At 71.2% G+C, this 17038-nt stretch carries 12 protein-coding genes and 2 tRNA genes; 3 read left to right on the forward strand and 11 right to left on the reverse strand.

Annotated elements, in window-relative coordinates:
* Nucleotides 1-198: 198 nt before the first annotated feature.
* Nucleotides 199-1479, reverse strand: a complete 1281-nt coding sequence (gene clpX, locus PIJ49_RS04350) for an ATP-dependent Clp protease ATP-binding subunit ClpX (protein ID WP_066653131.1) — start codon at nt 1477-1479, stop codon at nt 199-201.
* Nucleotides 1480-1675: 196 nt separating this feature from the next.
* Between clpX and PIJ49_RS04355 the strand changes: the two genes are divergently transcribed.
* Nucleotides 1676-2395 carry a YcnI family copper-binding membrane protein gene (locus PIJ49_RS04355; RefSeq protein ID WP_271825938.1) on the forward strand — a complete coding sequence of 240 codons (720 nt, stop codon included), beginning with the start codon at nt 1676-1678 and terminating at the stop codon, nt 2393-2395.
* Between the two features lie 65 nt (nt 2396-2460).
* Nucleotides 2461-3084 carry a copper resistance CopC family protein gene (locus PIJ49_RS04360; protein WP_066653127.1) on the forward strand — a complete coding sequence of 208 codons (624 nt, stop codon included), beginning with the start codon at nt 2461-2463 and terminating at the stop codon, nt 3082-3084.
* A 114-nt stretch (nt 3085-3198) separates the two neighbouring features.
* On the opposite strand, the gene PIJ49_RS04365 is transcribed toward PIJ49_RS04360, so the two are convergent.
* The 5 genes from PIJ49_RS04365 to PIJ49_RS04385 all read right to left on the reverse strand — a co-directional run bounded on the left by PIJ49_RS04365 (nt 3199) and on the right by PIJ49_RS04385 (nt 6503).
* Nucleotides 3199-3858, reverse strand: coding sequence for an ATP-dependent Clp protease proteolytic subunit (locus PIJ49_RS04365; protein WP_066653125.1), 660 nt, complete (start codon nt 3856-3858; stop codon nt 3199-3201).
* A 26-nt stretch (nt 3859-3884) separates the two neighbouring features.
* Nucleotides 3885-4511 carry an ATP-dependent Clp protease proteolytic subunit gene (locus tag PIJ49_RS04370; protein ID WP_066653123.1) on the reverse strand — a complete coding sequence of 209 codons (627 nt, stop codon included), beginning with the start codon at nt 4509-4511 and terminating at the stop codon, nt 3885-3887.
* Nucleotides 4512-4669: 158 nt separating this feature from the next.
* Nucleotides 4670-6013, reverse strand: a complete 1344-nt coding sequence (tig, locus tag PIJ49_RS04375) for a trigger factor (protein ID WP_066653120.1) — start codon at nt 6011-6013, stop codon at nt 4670-4672.
* Nucleotides 6014-6049: 36 nt separating this feature from the next.
* Nucleotides 6050-6126, reverse strand: a tRNA-Pro gene (locus PIJ49_RS04380).
* 53 nt (nt 6127-6179) lie between these two features.
* Nucleotides 6180-6503, reverse strand: a complete 324-nt coding sequence (locus PIJ49_RS04385) for a hypothetical protein (protein WP_271825939.1) — start codon at nt 6501-6503, stop codon at nt 6180-6182.
* Between the two features lie 55 nt (nt 6504-6558).
* Here PIJ49_RS04385 and PIJ49_RS04390 point away from each other — a divergent pair.
* Nucleotides 6559-6632: transfer RNA gene (locus PIJ49_RS04390), tRNA-Gly, on the forward strand.
* An 84-nt stretch (nt 6633-6716) separates the two neighbouring features.
* Here PIJ49_RS04390 and PIJ49_RS04395 read toward each other — a convergent pair.
* From PIJ49_RS04395 to PIJ49_RS04415, 5 genes are all read right to left on the reverse strand, one after another.
* Complete coding sequence (locus PIJ49_RS04395; RefSeq protein WP_251159818.1) at nt 6717-8429, reverse strand: glycosyltransferase; 1713 nt, start codon at nt 8427-8429, stop codon at nt 6717-6719.
* The gene (locus tag PIJ49_RS04400) at nt 8426-9592 is read right to left on the reverse strand and encodes a hypothetical protein (protein WP_271825940.1); all 1167 of its coding nucleotides are present in this window, start codon (nt 9590-9592) and stop codon (nt 8426-8428) included. Before PIJ49_RS04400 ends, PIJ49_RS04395 begins: the two co-directional genes overlap by 4 nt.
* Before the next feature lie 137 nt (nt 9593-9729).
* A complete protein-coding gene (locus PIJ49_RS04405) occupies nt 9730-12921 on the reverse strand; it encodes a GH92 family glycosyl hydrolase (protein WP_271825941.1) in 3192 nt (1063 codons plus the stop codon).
* Nucleotides 12922-12934: 13 nt separating this feature from the next.
* The gene (locus tag PIJ49_RS04410; RefSeq protein ID WP_066653112.1) at nt 12935-13897 is read right to left on the reverse strand and encodes an endo-beta-N-acetylglucosaminidase H; all 963 of its coding nucleotides are present in this window, start codon (nt 13895-13897) and stop codon (nt 12935-12937) included.
* A gap of 86 nt (nt 13898-13983) precedes the next feature.
* Entirely contained in the window at nt 13984-17013 is a 3030-nt protein-coding gene (locus PIJ49_RS04415) for an alpha-mannosidase (protein ID WP_271825942.1), read from the reverse strand.
* Nucleotides 17014-17038: the final 25 nt, after the last annotated feature.

Here is a 17038-nt window from a genome sequence, read left to right on the forward strand (position 1 = left end):
CGTCGCGCCGCGGAAGTCCGCGGCGCGACGTGCTTCCGGTTGTGCAGCGGCACGTCACACCGCGGATCACCCCGGTCCGCCTGCGCACCGCTCCCACGAACGCTCCCACGAACGCACCCGCACCCGCACCCCCTCCCGCACACGGCGACGGCCCGGCCCCACGCGGGGACCGGGCCGTCGGCCTGCGGGCGTCGGACGCTACGCGGACTTCTCCACGCGCTTCGCGCGGGGACGCGGCACGATCGTCGGCGCGGCGTTCTCGAGCACGGACTCGCGGGTGATCACGACGCGCGCGACGTCGTCGTCCGACGGCACGTCGAACATGACCGGGCCGAGGACCTCTTCGAGGATGGCCCGGAGGCCGCGGGCACCGGTCTGGCGCAGCACCGCGAGGTCCGCGATGGCCTCGAGCGCCCCGCGGTCGAAGTCGAGCTCGACACCGTCGATCGCGAACATCCGCTGGTACTGCTTCACGAGCGCGTTCTTCGGCTCGGTCAGGATCTGCATGAGCGCCGCCTGGTCGAGCTGCGACACCGTCGTGACGACGGGCAGACGACCGATGAACTCGGGGATGAGCCCGAACTTGTGCAGGTCCTCGGGCAGGACGTCGGCGAACAGGTCCTGCTGGTCGAGCGGGCTGTGCAGCGGAGCGCCGAACCCGATCCCGCGCTTGCCGACGCGCGACGACACGATGTCCTCGAGTCCCGCGAACGCCCCCGCCACGATGAACAGCACGTTCGTCGTGTCGATCTGGATGAACTCCTGGTGCGGGTGCTTCCGACCGCCCTGCGGCGGGACCGACGCGGTCGTGCCCTCGAGGATCTTGAGCAGCGCCTGCTGCACGCCCTCGCCGGAGACGTCGCGCGTGATCGACGGGTTCTCCGCCTTGCGCGCGATCTTGTCGACCTCGTCGATGTAGATGATGCCCGTCTCGGCCCGCTTGACGTCGTAGTCCGCGGCCTGGATGAGCTTGAGCAGGATGTTCTCGACGTCCTCGCCCACGTACCCGGCCTCGGTCAGGGCGGTGGCGTCGGCGACGGCGAACGGCACGTTGAGCCGCTTCGCCAGGGTCTGCGCGAGGTAGGTCTTGCCGCAGCCGGTGGGCCCGATGAGCAGGATGTTCGACTTCGCGATCTCGACGTCGTCGCGGTCCTCGGCAGCGGTGATCTGCCCCTGTGCACGGATGCGCTTGTAGTGGTTGTAGACAGCCACGGCCAGCGCACGCTTCGCCGGGTCCTGGCCGATCACGTACTCCTGCAGGAAGTCGAAGATCTCGCGGGGCTTCGGCAGCTCGAAGTCGCCGCTCGTGGTGTCCTCACCCGCTTCGGCGAGGCGCTCCTCGATGATCTCGTTGCACAGCTCGACGCACTCGTCGCAGATGTACACCCCCGGCCCGGCGATGAGCTGCTGGACCTGCTTCTGGCTCTTGCCGCAGAAGGAGCACTTGAGCAGGTCAGCGCTCTCCCCGATGCGTGCCATGTCGGTGCCCTCCTTGGATGACCGGTGCAGTTCAGCGATGCAGGCTGGTGACCCGCCCGATGTGATCGACTCTAACCGCATCCGGTGACACCCACGGCGACGCCGTCCGGCCTGTCCCCACGCGTTCGCCCAGGGCGTGCACACCTGGTACCGTTGGCACGTTCCTCTACAAGTTGTAGAAAACCGGAAGGACCCCATGACGAAGCGCCTCGCCCTCCTCGGCACCGGAACCCTCGGCGTCACCGCCGCGATCGTCCTCGGCACCGCGGCCGCCGCGAGCGCACACGTCGAGGCGGATGCGACCTCGACGGCGGCGAACTCGTACACGACCGCGACGTTCTCGGTGCCGCACGGCTGCGACGGCTCCCCCACCACGAAGCTCGTCTTCCAGGTGCCCGAGTCCGTCATCGAGGTCACGCCGACCGTCAACCCGAACTGGACGATCACGAAGGCGACCGAGCCCTACACCGCCCCGTCGAGCAGCGCTGCGAGCGACGAGGAGTCCGAGGCCGGCGCCGAGCGCGTCACGAGCGTCACCTACACCGCGAAGACCCCGCTGCCCGCCGACGAGCGCGACACCTTCTCGCTGTCCTTCGCGCTGCCCGACGGCAAGCCGGGCGACCGCGTGGCCTTCCCGGTCGTGCAGACCTGCGAGCAGGGGTCGACCGACTGGGACCAGGTGCAGAAGAGCGGCGAGTCCGAGCCGGAGCACCCCGCGCCGTCGATCGTCCTGACCGCCGCCAGCGCGGCGAGCGGTGACGATGACGCGACGACGGCCACCGCGAGCGACACCACGACCACCGCGGCGCAGCCCGACCTGGTCGGTCGCTTCCTCGGCCTCGGCGGCCTGGTGGTCGGGGCCGTCGGACTGGTCGTCGCCGTCGCCGCCACGCGCCGCCGGGACGCCTCGAAGTGACCCGGACCGCACGGCCGACGCGCGCCCGTCGGTCCCCGGGTGACCGGCGTCCGGTCTGGAGGCCCGTGGCCGCGACCGCCGCGACCCTCGCCGTCGCGGGCGGCGCGGTCCTCGGGCTCGCCGCCCCCGCCAGCGCGCACAACTACCTGGTGTCGTCGACGCCGAAGGTGGGCGGGACGCTCACCGAGCTCCCCGACCGCTTCGACATCACGACGAACGACCGGCTCCTGGCGATCGGCGGGTCGGACTCGGGCTTCGCCTTCCGGGTCATCGGCCCGGACGGTCGCTACCACGAGGACGGCTGCGTCTCCGTGGACGGCCCCTCGATGACCACGAAGGCCGCCCTCGGCGACTCCGGGAAGTACGAGGTCGAGTGGCAGATCGTCTCGGCCGACGGCCACACGGTCTCCGACCGGTACGACTTCACCTGGAAGGCCCCGGCCGGCTTCTCCCCCGACCGCGGCACCGCGACGCCGGCGACCTGCGCCGACGGCAGCGGGGGCGGCTCGGGGGCCGCAGCGTCCAGCGCACCCGACGCCGCATCCGGTGACACCGGCGACTCGAGCGCGACCGACGCCCTGTTCATCGGCGCCGGTGGGATCGTCCTCGCCGGCGTCGTCGTCGCGGTCCTGCTGCTGCTCCGTCGCCGTCCCGCCGCCCCGGCGGCCGACGACCACGACGAGGACTGACACCCTCCCACCGGACCGGCACCGCGCCTCCAGGCCGGATCCGCATCCCCGACGCCGCACCGGACACGACGAAGGCCCCGCACCGATCGGTGCGGAGCCTTCGTGCGTGCAGCGCTACTTGACGAGCGCCGGCAGGTTCTTGCGGCTCGTGAGGACCTGGTCGATCAGGCCGTACTCGAGTGCCTCTTCGGCGGACATGATCTTGTCGCGTTCGATGTCGTTGTTGACCTGCTCCGGGGTCCGGTTCGAGTGCTTCGACAGCGTCTCCTCGAGCCAGGTGCGCATGCGGAGGATCTCCGCCGCCTGGATCTCGATGTCGGACGCCTGACCGCCACCCTGCTGGACGGCGGGCTGGTGGATGAGCACGCGGGCGTTCGGCAGCGCGAGACGCTTGCCGGGGGTCCCCGCGGCGAGGAGCACCGACGCGGCCGAAGCGGCCTGGCCGAGGCAGACCGTCTGGATCTGCGGACGGATGTACTGCATCGTGTCGTAGATCGCCGTCATCGCGGTGAACGAGCCACCGGGCGAGTTGATGTACATCACGATGTCGCGGTCCGGGTCCATCGACTCGAGCACGAGCAGCTGGGCCATGACGTCGTCGGCGGACGCGTCGTCCACCTGGACGCCGAGGAACACGATGCGGTCCTCGAAGAGCTTCGCGTACGGGTCCTGCCGCTTGAAGCCGTAGGCCGTGCGCTCCTCGAAGCTGGGGAGGATGTAGCGATCGGACGGAGCCGGGACGTTCTGCGCGCCACCGAGCATGGGGAGGTGCATTCTCGTTTCCTTCTCTTCGGTGGTGGTCAGTTGGACTCGGGCTCGGCTGCCGCGGTCGGCGTCTCGCCGTCGCTCACGGTGCCGCCGCCGCCGACGACCTCGACCGACGAGGCACGGAGGTGGTCGACGAAGCCGTACTCCAGGGCCTCCTGCGCCGTGAACCAGTTGTCACGGTCGTTGTCCTTGAGGACCTGCTCGATCGTCTTGCCGGTCTGCTCCGCCGTGAGCTCCGCCATCCGCTGCTTCATGTCGAGGATGACCTTCGCCTGCGTCTGGATGTCGGCAGCGGTGCCGCCGAAGCCACCGGACGGCTGGTGCAGGAGCACGCGGGCGTTCGGGGTGATGTAGCGCTTGCCCGGGGTGCCCGACGAGAGCAGGAACTGCCCCATCGAGGCGGCGAGGCCGATGCCCACGGTGACGATGTCGTTCGGCACGAACTGCATCGTGTCGTAGATCGCCATGCCCGCGGTGATCGAGCCACCGGGCGAGTTGATGTAGAGGTAGATGTCCTTCTCGGGGTCCTCGGCGGCGAGCATCAGCAGCTTCGCTGCGATCTCGTTCGAGTTGTCGTCGCGGACCTCAGAGCCGAGCCACACGATCCGGTCTCTCAGAAGGCGGTCAAAAACACTGGGGTTCAGTGTCGCTTCGGCCATGGAAAAGCTCCCGTTCAGTTGTCGCTTGATGTCGAACTTATCGGGTGCAACGCACCACTTCGCGTCTGTTCGCTCTGGGCGGTCGGATGGTGCCGGGACGACGGACGGGAGGCACGGTGCCAGCTGGCACCGTGCCTCCCGTCCGTCAGCGCGTCGCGTTACTTCGCGTCGGCCTCGGTGACCTCGTCGGCGTCGGCCGACTCGTCGTCAGCCGACTCCTGCGCCACACCGGCGGTGAAGGCGGACAGGTCGACGGCGTCGCCGTTCGTGTCCTTGACGGTGACCTTCGACAGGACGGTCGCGACCGCCTTCGAGCGGGCGACCTCGCCGACCATGCCGGGGATCTGCCCGTTCTGGTCGATCACCTTGATGAACTCGGCCGGCTCCATGCCGTACTGCGACGCCGCCTGGATGAGGTACTGCGTGAGTTCCTCCTGGGAGACCTGGATCTCCTCCTTCTCGGCGATGGCGTCGAGGAGCAGCTGCGAGCGGAAGGCCTTCTCGCTGGACTCGGAGACCTCCTTGCGGTGCTCCTCGTCCTCGAGACGGTTCTCCTGCTCGAGGTGACGGTGCACCTCGTCCTCGATGAGCTGCTCCGAGATCGGGATGTCCACGTCCTCGATGAGCTTCTCGACGAGCTTGTCGCGAGCCGCGGCGCCCTGACCGAAGGTCTTGGACTTCGCGATCTGCTCCTTCAGGTCCGCCTTGAGCTCGTCGATGGTGTCGAACTGGCTGGCGATCTGGGCGAACTCGTCGTCGGCCTCGGGGAGCTCGCGCTCCTTGACGGCGGTGACGGTGACGGCGATCTGCGCGGTCTCGCCCTCGCGGTCGCCACCGACCAGCGTGGACTCGAAGGTGGTCGACTCACCGGCGGTGAGCGACTCGAGCGCCTCGTCGATGCCCTCGAGCAGGTCGCCCGAGCCGATCTCGTAGGAGACGCCGGTGGCCGAGTCGACCTCGTCGTCACCGATGGTGGCGGTCAGGTCGATCTGGGCGAAGTCGCCGGTCTCGGCCGGGCGGTCGACCGTCACGAGCGTGCCGAAGCGGGTGCGCAGGTTCTGCAGCTCCTCCTCGATCTCGTCGTCGGAGACCTCGACGGCGTCGACCGTGAGCTCGTACTGGTCGTACGCGGGGAGGTCGAACTCGGGACGGACGTCGACCTCGAAGGTGAGGACGAGGTCGCCCGAGAAGTCCGCGACGTTCGGGAGCTCGGCGACGTCGGCCTCGGCACGGCCGAGGATGCGCAGCTCCTGCTCCTCCACCGCCTGGCGGTAGAAGGTGTCGATGGCGTCACCGACGGCGTGGTTCAGGACCTCGCCGCGGCCGACGCGCTGGTCGACGATCGCCGGCGGGACCTTGCCCTTGCGGAAGCCGGGGATGTTGATCTGCTCGGCGATGTGCTTGTAGGCGTGGTCGATGCTCGGCTTGAGATCGTCCGGCGTCACGTTCACGGTGAGCTTGACGCGGGTGTCGCTCACCTTGTCGACGGTGCTGGTGGCCAAGGGATGTACTCCTGTTGGTTGACGTTCGAGTGGACCTGGTCGGGGCGACAGGATTCGAACCTGCGACCTCCCGCTCCCAAAGCGGGCGCTCTACCAAGCTGAGCTACGCCCCGTGACTGGGCCAGGTGACCGCGCACGCCCGAGGGCACGCACGACCGCGACGAGTCTAGCGGTCCCCCGCTGCCTGGTTCCCGGGCGGCGTGCCGCGTGTGGACGGTTCCTGCTCGGCGCTGCGCCGCAGGCCCCGTCGCCACCGCACCCCGACGGCGACCTGCACCCCGAGCGCGGCGACCATGAGCGCGACGCCGAGGACGATGCGCCAGACGTGCAGCAGGGCGTGCCAGGGCTGGGCCTGCGGGTCGCCGAAGACCTCGGGACGGAGCGAGAACACCACGGCGGCGACGGCGAGCAGCGCGAACGAGAGCACCCGGGAGCGCTTGATCCGGCGCGTGTCGGGGCCGTCCGGCTGCGGCAGCACGTTCGATGGCATGTCGGGGGCCGTTCGTCCGCTACGATGGTGGCGCTGCGGACTGGTGCCGCAGTGCGGGGATGTAGCTCAATGGTAGAGCCCCAGTCTTCCAAACTGGCCACGCGGGTTCGATTCCCGTCATCCCCTCCACGTCCTCTTCACGGCTTCCGACCGGCGCTGCGCCGAAACTCGGTTCCCGTCATCCCCTCCACACCGTCGTGCCCGTCGTCGCGATCAGGCGGTCGTCTTCGTCAGGCCGTGCTCGGTCTTCTCCCAGTAGTGCGGCCGGGTGATCAGCTGCCACAGGCCCTTGTACGCGGCGACCGAGTGCAGGATCCAGTACAGCGGGTTGAGGAGCGCCCAGCCCATCAGGTCGAACCGCCCGCGCTTGTACGGCCCCATCATCGTCAGGTAGATCATCGTGGCGTTGCCGAGCAGGAAGTCGAGCACGCAGAGCCACAGCACCGGCGCCGGGAACAGCGGCGCGGTCCAGTCGGCCGGCAGCACGAGCGTCGCGATCGTCACGAGGACGCCGGGCAGCATCCCGAGGAACGTCAGCGGGGTCCCCGCGATGAGCAGGGCGAACGCGGCCGCGCGACGCGGGCCGATCTCGCGGACGAGCGCCCGGGGCCTGCGCGCGTGCACGAGGGCGGTCTGCATGTAGCCCTTGATCCACCGGGAGCGCTGCCGGACGAAGTTCGGGATCGAGGTGTTCGCCTCCTCCATCGTCGTGGAGTTGACGACGGCGACGCGGTACCCGACGGCGGACGCGCGGATGCCGAGGTCGGCGTCCTCGGTCACGTTGTAGGGGTCCCACCCGCCGAGCTCACGGAGCAGCTCGGCGCGGAAGTGGTTCGACGTCCCGCCCAGCGGGATCGGCAGCTGTCGCGCGTCGAGGCCGGCGAGCATGTAGTCGAACCAGTACGAGTACTCGAGCGTGAACATGCGCGTGAGCGCGTTCTCGTCGGCGTTGAAGTAGCTCAGCGCCGCCTGCACGCACACGGTGTCGTCCCCGGCGCGGTCGAAGGTCAGGAACACCTTCTTGAGCTGGTCGGGGTCGGGACGGTCCTCGGCGTCGTAGATGACGACGTACTCCCCCTGCGCGATGGCGAGGCCGACGTTGCAGGCGCGCGGCTTCGTCTGGGGTGACCCCGGCGGGACGATGACGATGCGCATCCAGTCCGGCGGGGCTGCGTCGATGACGGCCTCGCGGGTCTCGTGGTCCTCGGCCTCGACGAGCACCAGGACCTCGAGCCGGTCCTTCGGCCAGTCGAGCACCTCGAGGTTCCGGACGAGGTCGTGCACGATGTTCGCCTCGCGGAACACGGGCACGAGCACGGTGTAGGTCGGCAGGGCGTCGTCGTCCAGGGCGGCGACGTCCTCGGCCGAGACCTGCTCGACCAGGTCGAAGCGGGCCCCGACCATCGACACCCAGAACTTGAAGAGGATCCCGGCCAGGAACCCCAGGGAGAGCACCGCCGTCGCGACCGCGACCGTGCTGCCCGGTGCGAGGACGAGGCACACCGCGAACAGGAGCAGGGCGACCGCACCGCCGACCCGTTGTCCTCGTGAGAGGACGGTCCGTGCGGACAGGGCCGGGTTCGTCCGGGCGAGACCGTGGGCGGCGAGGTCGGCGACCTCCTCCTCGAGCTCGTACGCGATGCGCTGCCGGACGTCCGCCTCGGACGCGCTGCGGAGGACGACGGGTTCGCCGAACTCCTCGGTGAGCGCCGCCCGGAGGACGTCCGGGTCCGACCGACCGCTGGTCAGGACGAGGACGCCCTCGCGGATGCGGGCGGACGCGACCCAGCCCTCCTCGACGTGCCGCTGCACGGAGCACCGGTGCCGCGGTCGCCAGTCGACGTCCTCGCCGCGGTGCCGACCGGTCCCACCGACCACGACGGTCGGCTCGGCGTCCACCGGCGGCCGCGCTCCGACGGCGGTCACCGGAGCACCACCGCCACGACGGCGTGCATCCACTCGACGACGACCTGGCGTTCGGAGGCCGCGGCCCACGCGAGCGGGACCTGCAGGACGGCGAGGACGACGACCAGGGTGCTGGTGACCCGGCCGGCGACCGGCGGCAGGATCGCGATCGCGACGCTGAGCATCGTGACGAAGACGTTGCCGGCCGTCGCGACCGGCACGAGCCCGATCGCGTACCCGCCCACGGTCCCGACGAAGAGCGCCGCGACGAGGGCGATCGCGCCGGGCCGGCGGACGAGCAGGGCCAGGGTGGCCCCGGCGACGAGCATCGTCACCAGGAGCAGGCCGTCCGCCGAGGCGAAGAGGTGGCGCAGGCCGTCGAGTCGCTCCTCGGACACGCTGATCGTCCCGCGCAGCGCCGCGAACGGGTCGTGGAGCACCATGAGGTCGAGGACGGCCGTCGAGAGCGCGACGGCGAGGCTCGGGAACACCAGGACGAGCACGTTCGCCCGCCGGATGCCCCGCTGGTCGTGCCGTGCCAGGTCGAGCAACGGGGCGGCGAGCGCCGCGATCCCGACGTAGACGAAGCCCATCGGGTCGACCAGCGTGGACAGCATCAGCGCGAGGCCCGCGCGGAACCCCGCCTGCGTGTCCCCCCACGCGAAGAACCGCACCATGTCGACGACGGCCAGGGCGAAGAGGGTGATGCCGAGGAACGCCTGCAGGTCGTCGAGCGCGAGGAAGGCGTACAGCGGGTTGGCGCCGAGCGCGATCGTGAACGCGACGACCTCGCGCATGCGCAGGCCGCGGCGCAGCATGTCCTGCGCGAGGAGCTGGAGCAGCACGCCGGCGACGATCCCGCCGAGCACCGCGGCACCCTGCACGCCGAAGGGCATGAAGCGCAGGAGCACCCCGGAGAGCAGCGGCCAGAGCTGCCCGATGGCCGGCACCACGCCGCCGTCGAGCGCGGCCGTCGCCCGGTCGAGCGTCACCTGGTTGCCGGTCAGCCCGATGAGCGGCGTCGTCGTGATGCGCGACGCCACGAGCGCGAGGGCCACGTAGGGCAGCGCGAAGGCGGCGCGGAGCAGCCACCGGACGGCGACGGACGGCAGGGGCCGCAGCGGTGCGGGTGCCGGCACCGCACCGGTCGGCGCCGGGTGCGGGCGGGAGAGCGTGACGGTCATGCGGCTCCTCCGGGTGAAGCACGCAGGGGTGTCCTGCACCGTCCATTCCACCCCGTGTCCCCGGAGCGCGACAGCCCACGAACGGGGTACAAGCCGGTCCCCCTCGTGGCGGACCGACCAGCACCGGGTGCGCCGGGTCAGTGCACGTCGGTCCCGTCCGTGACCGTGCTGTCGGCCGCGATCAGCTGCAGCTGCGTCAGCACCACGGGTGTGGCAGCCTCGAACGCCAACGTCCCGCCGGTCACCCCGCCCGCGAACCGGAAGACCCGGGTCTGCCCGGCCCAGGTGAACGCCGCGTCCCGCTCCTCGACGGCGTGCACCACCGTGCCGTCCGCACTCCGGAGCACCGCACGCCACGAGGCCGTCACCGGCGCTGCCGCGGTCACGGTGTACAGGGACGTCCCTGCCGCGGTGACCGGCACCGTCACCGACTCCCCCGCGGCGAGCGCCACCGGGGTCAGTCCGGTGTCGTCGGTCAGGGGCGACGCCCCCACGGGCAGGACGTCGTCGGGGGTGTCCCGGAAGCCGTGCAGCTCGGACGCCGAGACCGGTCGGGTGTCCGCAGCCCACCCCGTCGGGGCCTCCGACAGGGTGACGACGATCCGCTCCGCGGCGGCGACCACCGTGTGCGGGATGCTGATCGACCCCCACATGTCACCGTCGACCGTGACGGACGCGATGAACCGTCCGTGTCCGGCGGTCTCGATGACGGTGGACGCGCCTCCCGGCCGTCGCAGGACCGTCCGCCGGACCGACGGCGGGACGAGCACGTAGGTGCCGGTCGCCGGCGCCAGCGGGTACAGGCCGATCGTGGCGAGGACGTACCAGGCGCTCATCTCGCCGTTGTCCTCGTCGCCCGGGTACCCCTGTCCGAGGTCGGAGCCGACGAAGAGCCGGTCGAGGCACTCGCGGACGATGCGGTGGGCGTCGTCGTGCCGTCCGGTGAACATCGGGAAGAACGGGATGTGGTGCGCCGGCTGGTTCGACAGGCCGAGCATCCCCGTGCGGACGTCGCGCGCCTCGGTCATCTCGTGGATGGCGAACCCGTAGGACCCGGACCGGTCGGTGGCGCCGGTCTCGGGCCGCTGCAGGAACCGCTGGAAGGCGTCGTCGAAGCCGGCCGGTCCACCGTGCAGGTCGACGATCCCGGCGCCGTCGTGCGGCGCGGTGAACATCGTGCCCCAGGCGTTGGTCTCGGTGTAGTCGCTCCCCCACACGTCCGGGTCGAAGTCGTCCCCGGACCGCCAGGCGCCGTCCGGCGTGCGGCCGATGAAGAACCCGCGCTCCCGGTCGAAGACGTTCCGGTAGCGGAGCGAGCGGCGTGCGAACCACTCGTGCTCGGCCCGGTACCGTCGCTCGCCGTCCGCGTCACCGGTGGCCGCGGCTCGCGTGGCCATCGCGTCGGCCAGGACGGCGACGCCCCAGTCGTTGATCGCGGCGTCGAGGGTCCACGACATCCCCTCGTCGGTCGCCGTGTCGACGTACCCGCGGAGGTCGCCCGGGAGGCTCCCCTTCCGCCCGACGCGTCGGTCCGGTGACGGGACGGTCGCGTTCCGCACCGCGGACCGGTACGCCTGCTCGACGTCGAAGCCGTCGACACCCTTCGCCACGAGGTCGGCGAGGACGGTGTCGCTCGTCGTGCCGGTCATCACGTCCTCGGCCCCGGGCGCACTCCACCGCGGAGTCCACCCGCCGTCGGTGAAGTGGCCGACGACCCCCTCGGCGAGGTCGGCGGCGGTGTCGGGCGTGAGCAGCGCGAGCAGCGGCCAGGCGGTCCGGTAGGTGTCCCAGAACCCGTTCGTGGTGGTGAGCGGGCCGTCGACGACCTCGGGCCCGGGCTCGTCGCGGATCGGCACGGTCAGCACGCCGCCGTACGGGGAACGGTGTCGCGGGCTCCCGGTCAGCGCGGTCTCCCCCGCCCGGGTCGGGTGGAGGAACGCCCGGTACAGGCCGGAGTACAGCGAGACGAGCTGGTCCGGGGTGGCGCCCTCGACCTGCAGTGTGTCGAGTTCGGCGGTCCAGCGTTCCTCGGCGTGCTGGTACATCGCGTCGAAGTCACCGGCGGCGTCGAGGTTCGCGACCGCGTCCTCGGCGGACACGGTGGAGATGCCGAGGAGCACGTCGGTGTCACCGGCGACCTCGACCCGTCCGCGGAGCTCGCCGTCGACGAACGTCGTCCGGTCGGCGAGGGCGTTCCCGATCCGCACGTGCACGTGGTGCGGCGGCGTCTCGGCCCGGTCGTCGAGCAGGGCGTCGACGACCGCGGTGCCGTCCTCGATGCGGACCGTGCACGAGCGGAGGACGCCGTGGTGGTCGAGGACGATGCTGCGGACGCCGGTGAACCGCCACGCGAGGGCGAACTCCCCGGCGGTCATCTCGGCGGTGACGCCTGCGTCGAGGGTGACCCGGTAGCGGTGCGGGCCGTCGGCCTCGTCGACGTGGTCGAAGCCGAGCGCGCGGGCGGTCCGGTCGAGGTCGGGGTCGGCGAGCGGGGAGGGCATGACCTGGAACACCCCGCGGTCGGCCATCCACGGCGAGGGCAGGTGACTCGTCGCGAACGCCTGGATCGTGGGCCGGTTGTCGCTCCGCCGGTTGTGCTCCTGGTAGGCGTACGGCCACCGGCTGTCGGCAGCGTCGGTCATCGGCAGGCCGAAGACACCTCCGTGCGGGAGCCCGACGAGGGGCGCGGTGTTGCCGCGCGAGAACGCGCCGGACGAGTGGGTGCCACGCGTGGTGCGGACGTGGTCGAGCGGTCGGGCACCCTCCGGCAGGTGGCCGGTCGCGCGCCCGGCGGGTCCGATCCGGACGTCGTCGAGCCAACCGCGGACGGCGGTGCCGGGGTCACCGTCGGGCGCGGGCCGGTCCGCCCGGCCGAGCCGGGCCTCCAGACGGTCCACCGTCCGGCCGACGTGCGCCGACAGGTCGACGGTCCGCCGGTTCCACTGGTCGACCCACTGCTTGCGGGCGTCGTCCTGCGCCTCGGGGGTGACGAGGTCGCCGTACTGGTCGCGGGCGCCGCCCGCGCTGAGTCGGGTGCCGTCGGTGAAGACGACGTCGAGTGCGAACGCCGTGGCGGCCCAGAACCGGTCGAGGTCCGTGGTCGTCGGCTCGGTCCGCCCGTCGGGCAGCGACCGCTCCGGGAACCAGACCCAGGTCAGGACGTCGGTCGGCCCGACGTCGTGACCTCGGTGCCCGTCGAGGACCTGCACGGTCCCCGTCGGGTCGGTCTGCTCGATCGGGGTCGCCCGCTGCGAGACGAACCCGACCCCGTTCCGGGCCGCGACCGCGGTCACGGGGCCGGTCTGGCCGCCACGGCGTTCAGCACTCATCGGTCGGTCGTCCTCACTCGTGGGTCGTGCTCTGCCCGTACAGCACGTTCGTCAGCCCGGACACGTACCCGCTGACGTCGCCGTCCGGCAGGTTGTACGTCATGAAGACGCCGTACCCGTCGGCCTTCGAGCGCTGCGCGAGCGACACCGCCGTCGACTGCGGGGTGTTCTGGATGTCGACCGCCGCCGCCGAGAGCCGGTCCTTGCCGAGCCCCGGGATCGACGGCGCCGAGTACGTGCCGTAGTAGGGGTTCCAGGCGTAGTCGAGCTGGGAGCCGATCGCGCTGCTCGACGACGACAGGGCGTCGGACGCCGGGCCGATGTCGTAGAACGAGACGAGCTTGTCGGGCATGTCGGCGCGCAGGGCGCTGACGAGCCAGCCGATCGACTGCTGGTTCGGCTGCGGGGTGCCGTCCGTGCCGTAGTCGGAGTACTCGTCGTCGAGGTCGACCCCGTCGAGGCCGTACTCCGCGACGGTCGCGGAGACCTGGGCCGCGAAGTCCTCGGCGGCGGCCTGCGTCGGGAAGTTCGCGATGCCGGTGCCCTGGTGGTTGCCGAGGATCGACAGCGACACCTTGATGCCCTTCGCCTGCAGCGGCCGGATCTGCGTGGCGGCGTCGTCGAGGGTGCGCTGCACGTTCTCGTTGGCGTACAGCACCGCGTTGCCGTCCGCGTCGCGGTTGATGTTCGCGGCGAAGATGATCGCCACGTCGAAGGCGTTCGCGCCGTTCGCGAGCCGGTAGCGGCCGACGTTCGCGAGCTGGTCGTTGTTGACCTCGACGTAGGCGATGCTCGTCGGGCCGTCCTTCGTGGGGACGTCGTGCGGCTGCTTCCCGTGGCCGACGCCGTGGTACGCGCCGACCCCGTGGGAGAGGCCGGTCGGGGACGGTGCCGCCGACGCTGCGGCCGGCACCATCGGTGCTGCGAGCATCGCGGCGAGCGCCGCCACGATGCCGATCTTCACGGACTGCTTCATGTCACTCCTCATCGAGTGGTGGCCCGGTCGACCGGTGCCGACCGGGGACCGCCGCCGGGGATCCCGAACCCCCGGCGGCGGGGGTCTCAGGCGCGCGGGTAGCGGAAGGTCCGGACCTCGTACGCGTCGACCGGGAAGGCCGCGACACCGTCGGTGAGCGCGGCGACGCCCGGCAGGGCGTCGTCGACCTCCTCGAGCAGCGTCACCTCGACCGGGTCGCCGAAGACGCCGGGCTCGGCCACGGCGATGCCGCCGGTCCCCCGCCGCCCGCTCGGCTCGTACACGCGGACGACCAGGTCGCCCGAGCGGTCGTCGGCGAGCTTGACGCTCGACAGCACGACGTCGCCCGACACCTGCACGAGCGGCTCGAACCCGTGGGCGCCCGTGAGGCGCCGTGCCGGGGCGTTCATCACGATGCCGGCCGCGGTCGCGCCGAGCTGGTCCGTCCCGACGACGATGCCGTACCGGTGGGTCTGCACGCCCTGGTCGGTCTCCGGGTCGGGGAAGCGCGGTGCGCGGAGCAGCGAGAGCCGGACGGTGGTGGTGACGTGGCCGTCGACGGCGTCACGGGTGGTGTCGAAGCCGTGGATGGACGAGTTCACGAGGGCGACCCCGAACCCGGGCTCCTCCACCAGCACGTAGCGGTGCATCGACGTCTCGAACTTCGCGGCCTCCCACGAGGTGTTCGTGTGCGTGACGCGCTTCTGCGCGCCGAACTGCGTCTCGGCGACCGTGTGCTCGGCGCGGACGTCGAGCGGGAACGCCACCTTGAGGAACTTCTCGGTCTCGTGCCAGTCGGTCGTCTGGTCGAACTCGAGCGTGCGGGAACCGGGCGCGAGCACGATCTCCTGCGTGACGGTGGAGTCCCCGAACGAGCGCGACACGACGATGCGCGCGATCCCGGCGGCGTCGACCGATGCGTCGAGCGAGTCGACGGAGACCAGGTCCTCGACCCGGTTCCGGTAGTACCGGTCGACGTCCCACGCGTCCCACATGTTCGGGAAGTCCTGGTGCAGCTGCAGCAGGTTCGCGGCCTGCCCCGGGGCGATCGCATCGCGTCCGGTGGCCAGGTCGACGGCGCTCGTGACGAGCCCCTGTGCGGTCACGACGATCCGCACCAGGTCGTTGGTGAGCACGTACCCGCCATCCTGCCGGGCCAGCGAGACCGGCTCCGCGGTGGGCACGTCGGTCGCCGGGAGCGCACCCTGCGCGGGAGCACCGGCCTGGAGGACCGGGGCCGGGTTGACGACGACGGTCTCCGTCCCGGGGCCGGCGAGTGCTGACAGCGCGTCCTCGATGATCGCGGTCAGGGCTGCGGCCGTCTCCGCGTACTTCGCGACCGCCTCGCGGTGCACCCAGGCGATCGAGGTGCCGGGGAGGATGTCGTGGAACTGCTGCAGGAGGACCTGCTGCCAGAGCGCGTCGAGCTCGTCGTACGGGTACACGAACCCGGTGCGTGCCGCGGCGGTCGTGGCCCAGAGCTCGGCCTCGATGAGCAGCTGCTCGCACCGGCGGTTGCCCTGCTTCGTCTGGTGCTGGCTGGTGAGCGTGGCGCGGTGCAGCTCGAGGTACAGCTCCCCCACCCACACCGGCGGGTCCGGCAGCTCCGACTTCGCCCGGTCGAAGAACGCGTCCGGGTGCTCCCACCGGACCTTCGCGCTGCCCTCGAGGTCGGCGAGGCGTTCGGCCGTGCCGGTCATCTCGCGCGTCGTGCCCCCGCCACCGTCACCCCACCCGACCGGGGCGATCGACCCCGTGGCGAGGCGGTTCTCACGGAACTGGCGGGAGGCCTTCGCGACCTCCTCCCCGGAGAGCCGGGAGTTGTAGGTGTCCATGGACGGGAAGTGCGAGAAGACCCGCGACCCGTCGATGCCCTCCCAGAGGAAGGTGTGGTGCGGGAACTTGTTCACCTGGTTCCACGAGATCTTCTGGGTGAAGAACCACTCGAAGCCCGCGCGGCGCATGAGCTGCGGCAGCGCCGGCGAGTACCCGAAGCTGTCCGGCAGCCAGACGCCCTTCGGCCGGATGCCGAACTCCCGCTCGAAGAACCGCTGTCCCTGCGAGAACTGCCGCACGATGCTCTCGCCCGTCGGCATCACGGTGTCGGACTCGACCCACATGCCGCCGAGGGGCAGGAAGCGACCCGCCTCGACCGCGGCCTGCACCCTCGCGTAGACCTCGGGCCGGTGCTCCTTGATCCAGGCGTACTGCTGCGCGCTCGACATGCCGTAGAGGAAGTCGTCGGTCTGGTCGATGAGCTCGGTCATCGTCGAGGTCGTCCTGGCGACCTTCCGGATCGTCTCGCGGACGGGCCACAGCCACGCGGAGTCGATGTGTGCGTGCCCGATCGCCGAGATCGTGTGCGCCGAGGCCGCTGCGGGCGCGGCGAGCACGTCGGCGAGTGCGGCGCGGGCGTCCGCTGCCGTCCCGACGATGTGCTGGAGGTCGAGCCGGTCGAGGGCGTCGTCGAGTGCCTGCAGGATCCGCATCCGCCGCGGGCCGTCGGGCAGCTGGGCCTGGAGTTCGAGGAGGACCTCGAGGTCGAGCGACAGGTCGTGCACCTCGGACGCGAACACCGCGAGGTCCATCCGGCGGCTCGTGTACAGCCGCTTCGACGACGAGGTCTGCACGTCGCCCTCCTGCGTCGGCAGGAAGGGGTGGTAGTCGAGCAGCACCGGGTTCGACGCGGCCTCGACGAAGAGCTCGACGGTCTCGCCGCCCTCGGCCCGCTCGGTGACGAGCACCCACTGGTTCCGCGGGTTGATCGACTTCACCGGCGTGCCGTCGGCCAGGTACACGAGCCCCTCGCACTGGAACCCGGGCATGTTCTCGTCGAAGCCGAGGTCGATCACCGCCTCCACGCGCTGCCCGGCGTACTCCTGCGGGATCGTGCCGGACAGCCGGAACCACGTGGTGCCCCAGGCCGCGCCCCACGGCGCCCCCACCTCGTACGGCGTGAAGTCGAGCTGCAGACCGGCGGCGGGCGGGACCGGCTCACCGGGCAGCTCGTGCCAGGCGGCTCCGAGCGGCACCGCGGTCGCGTGCACCGCGGGCAGGATCCGCTCGTGGAGGACCCGTCGGGCGCGTCCGGTGGTGAGGGGGATGTCGTCGTGCATGGGGTCCTTCCGGGTGGACGGATCG

Source organism: Curtobacterium uvaldense, from assembly GCF_028307415.1.
Classification (GTDB): Bacteria; Actinomycetota; Actinomycetes; order Actinomycetales; family Microbacteriaceae; genus Curtobacterium.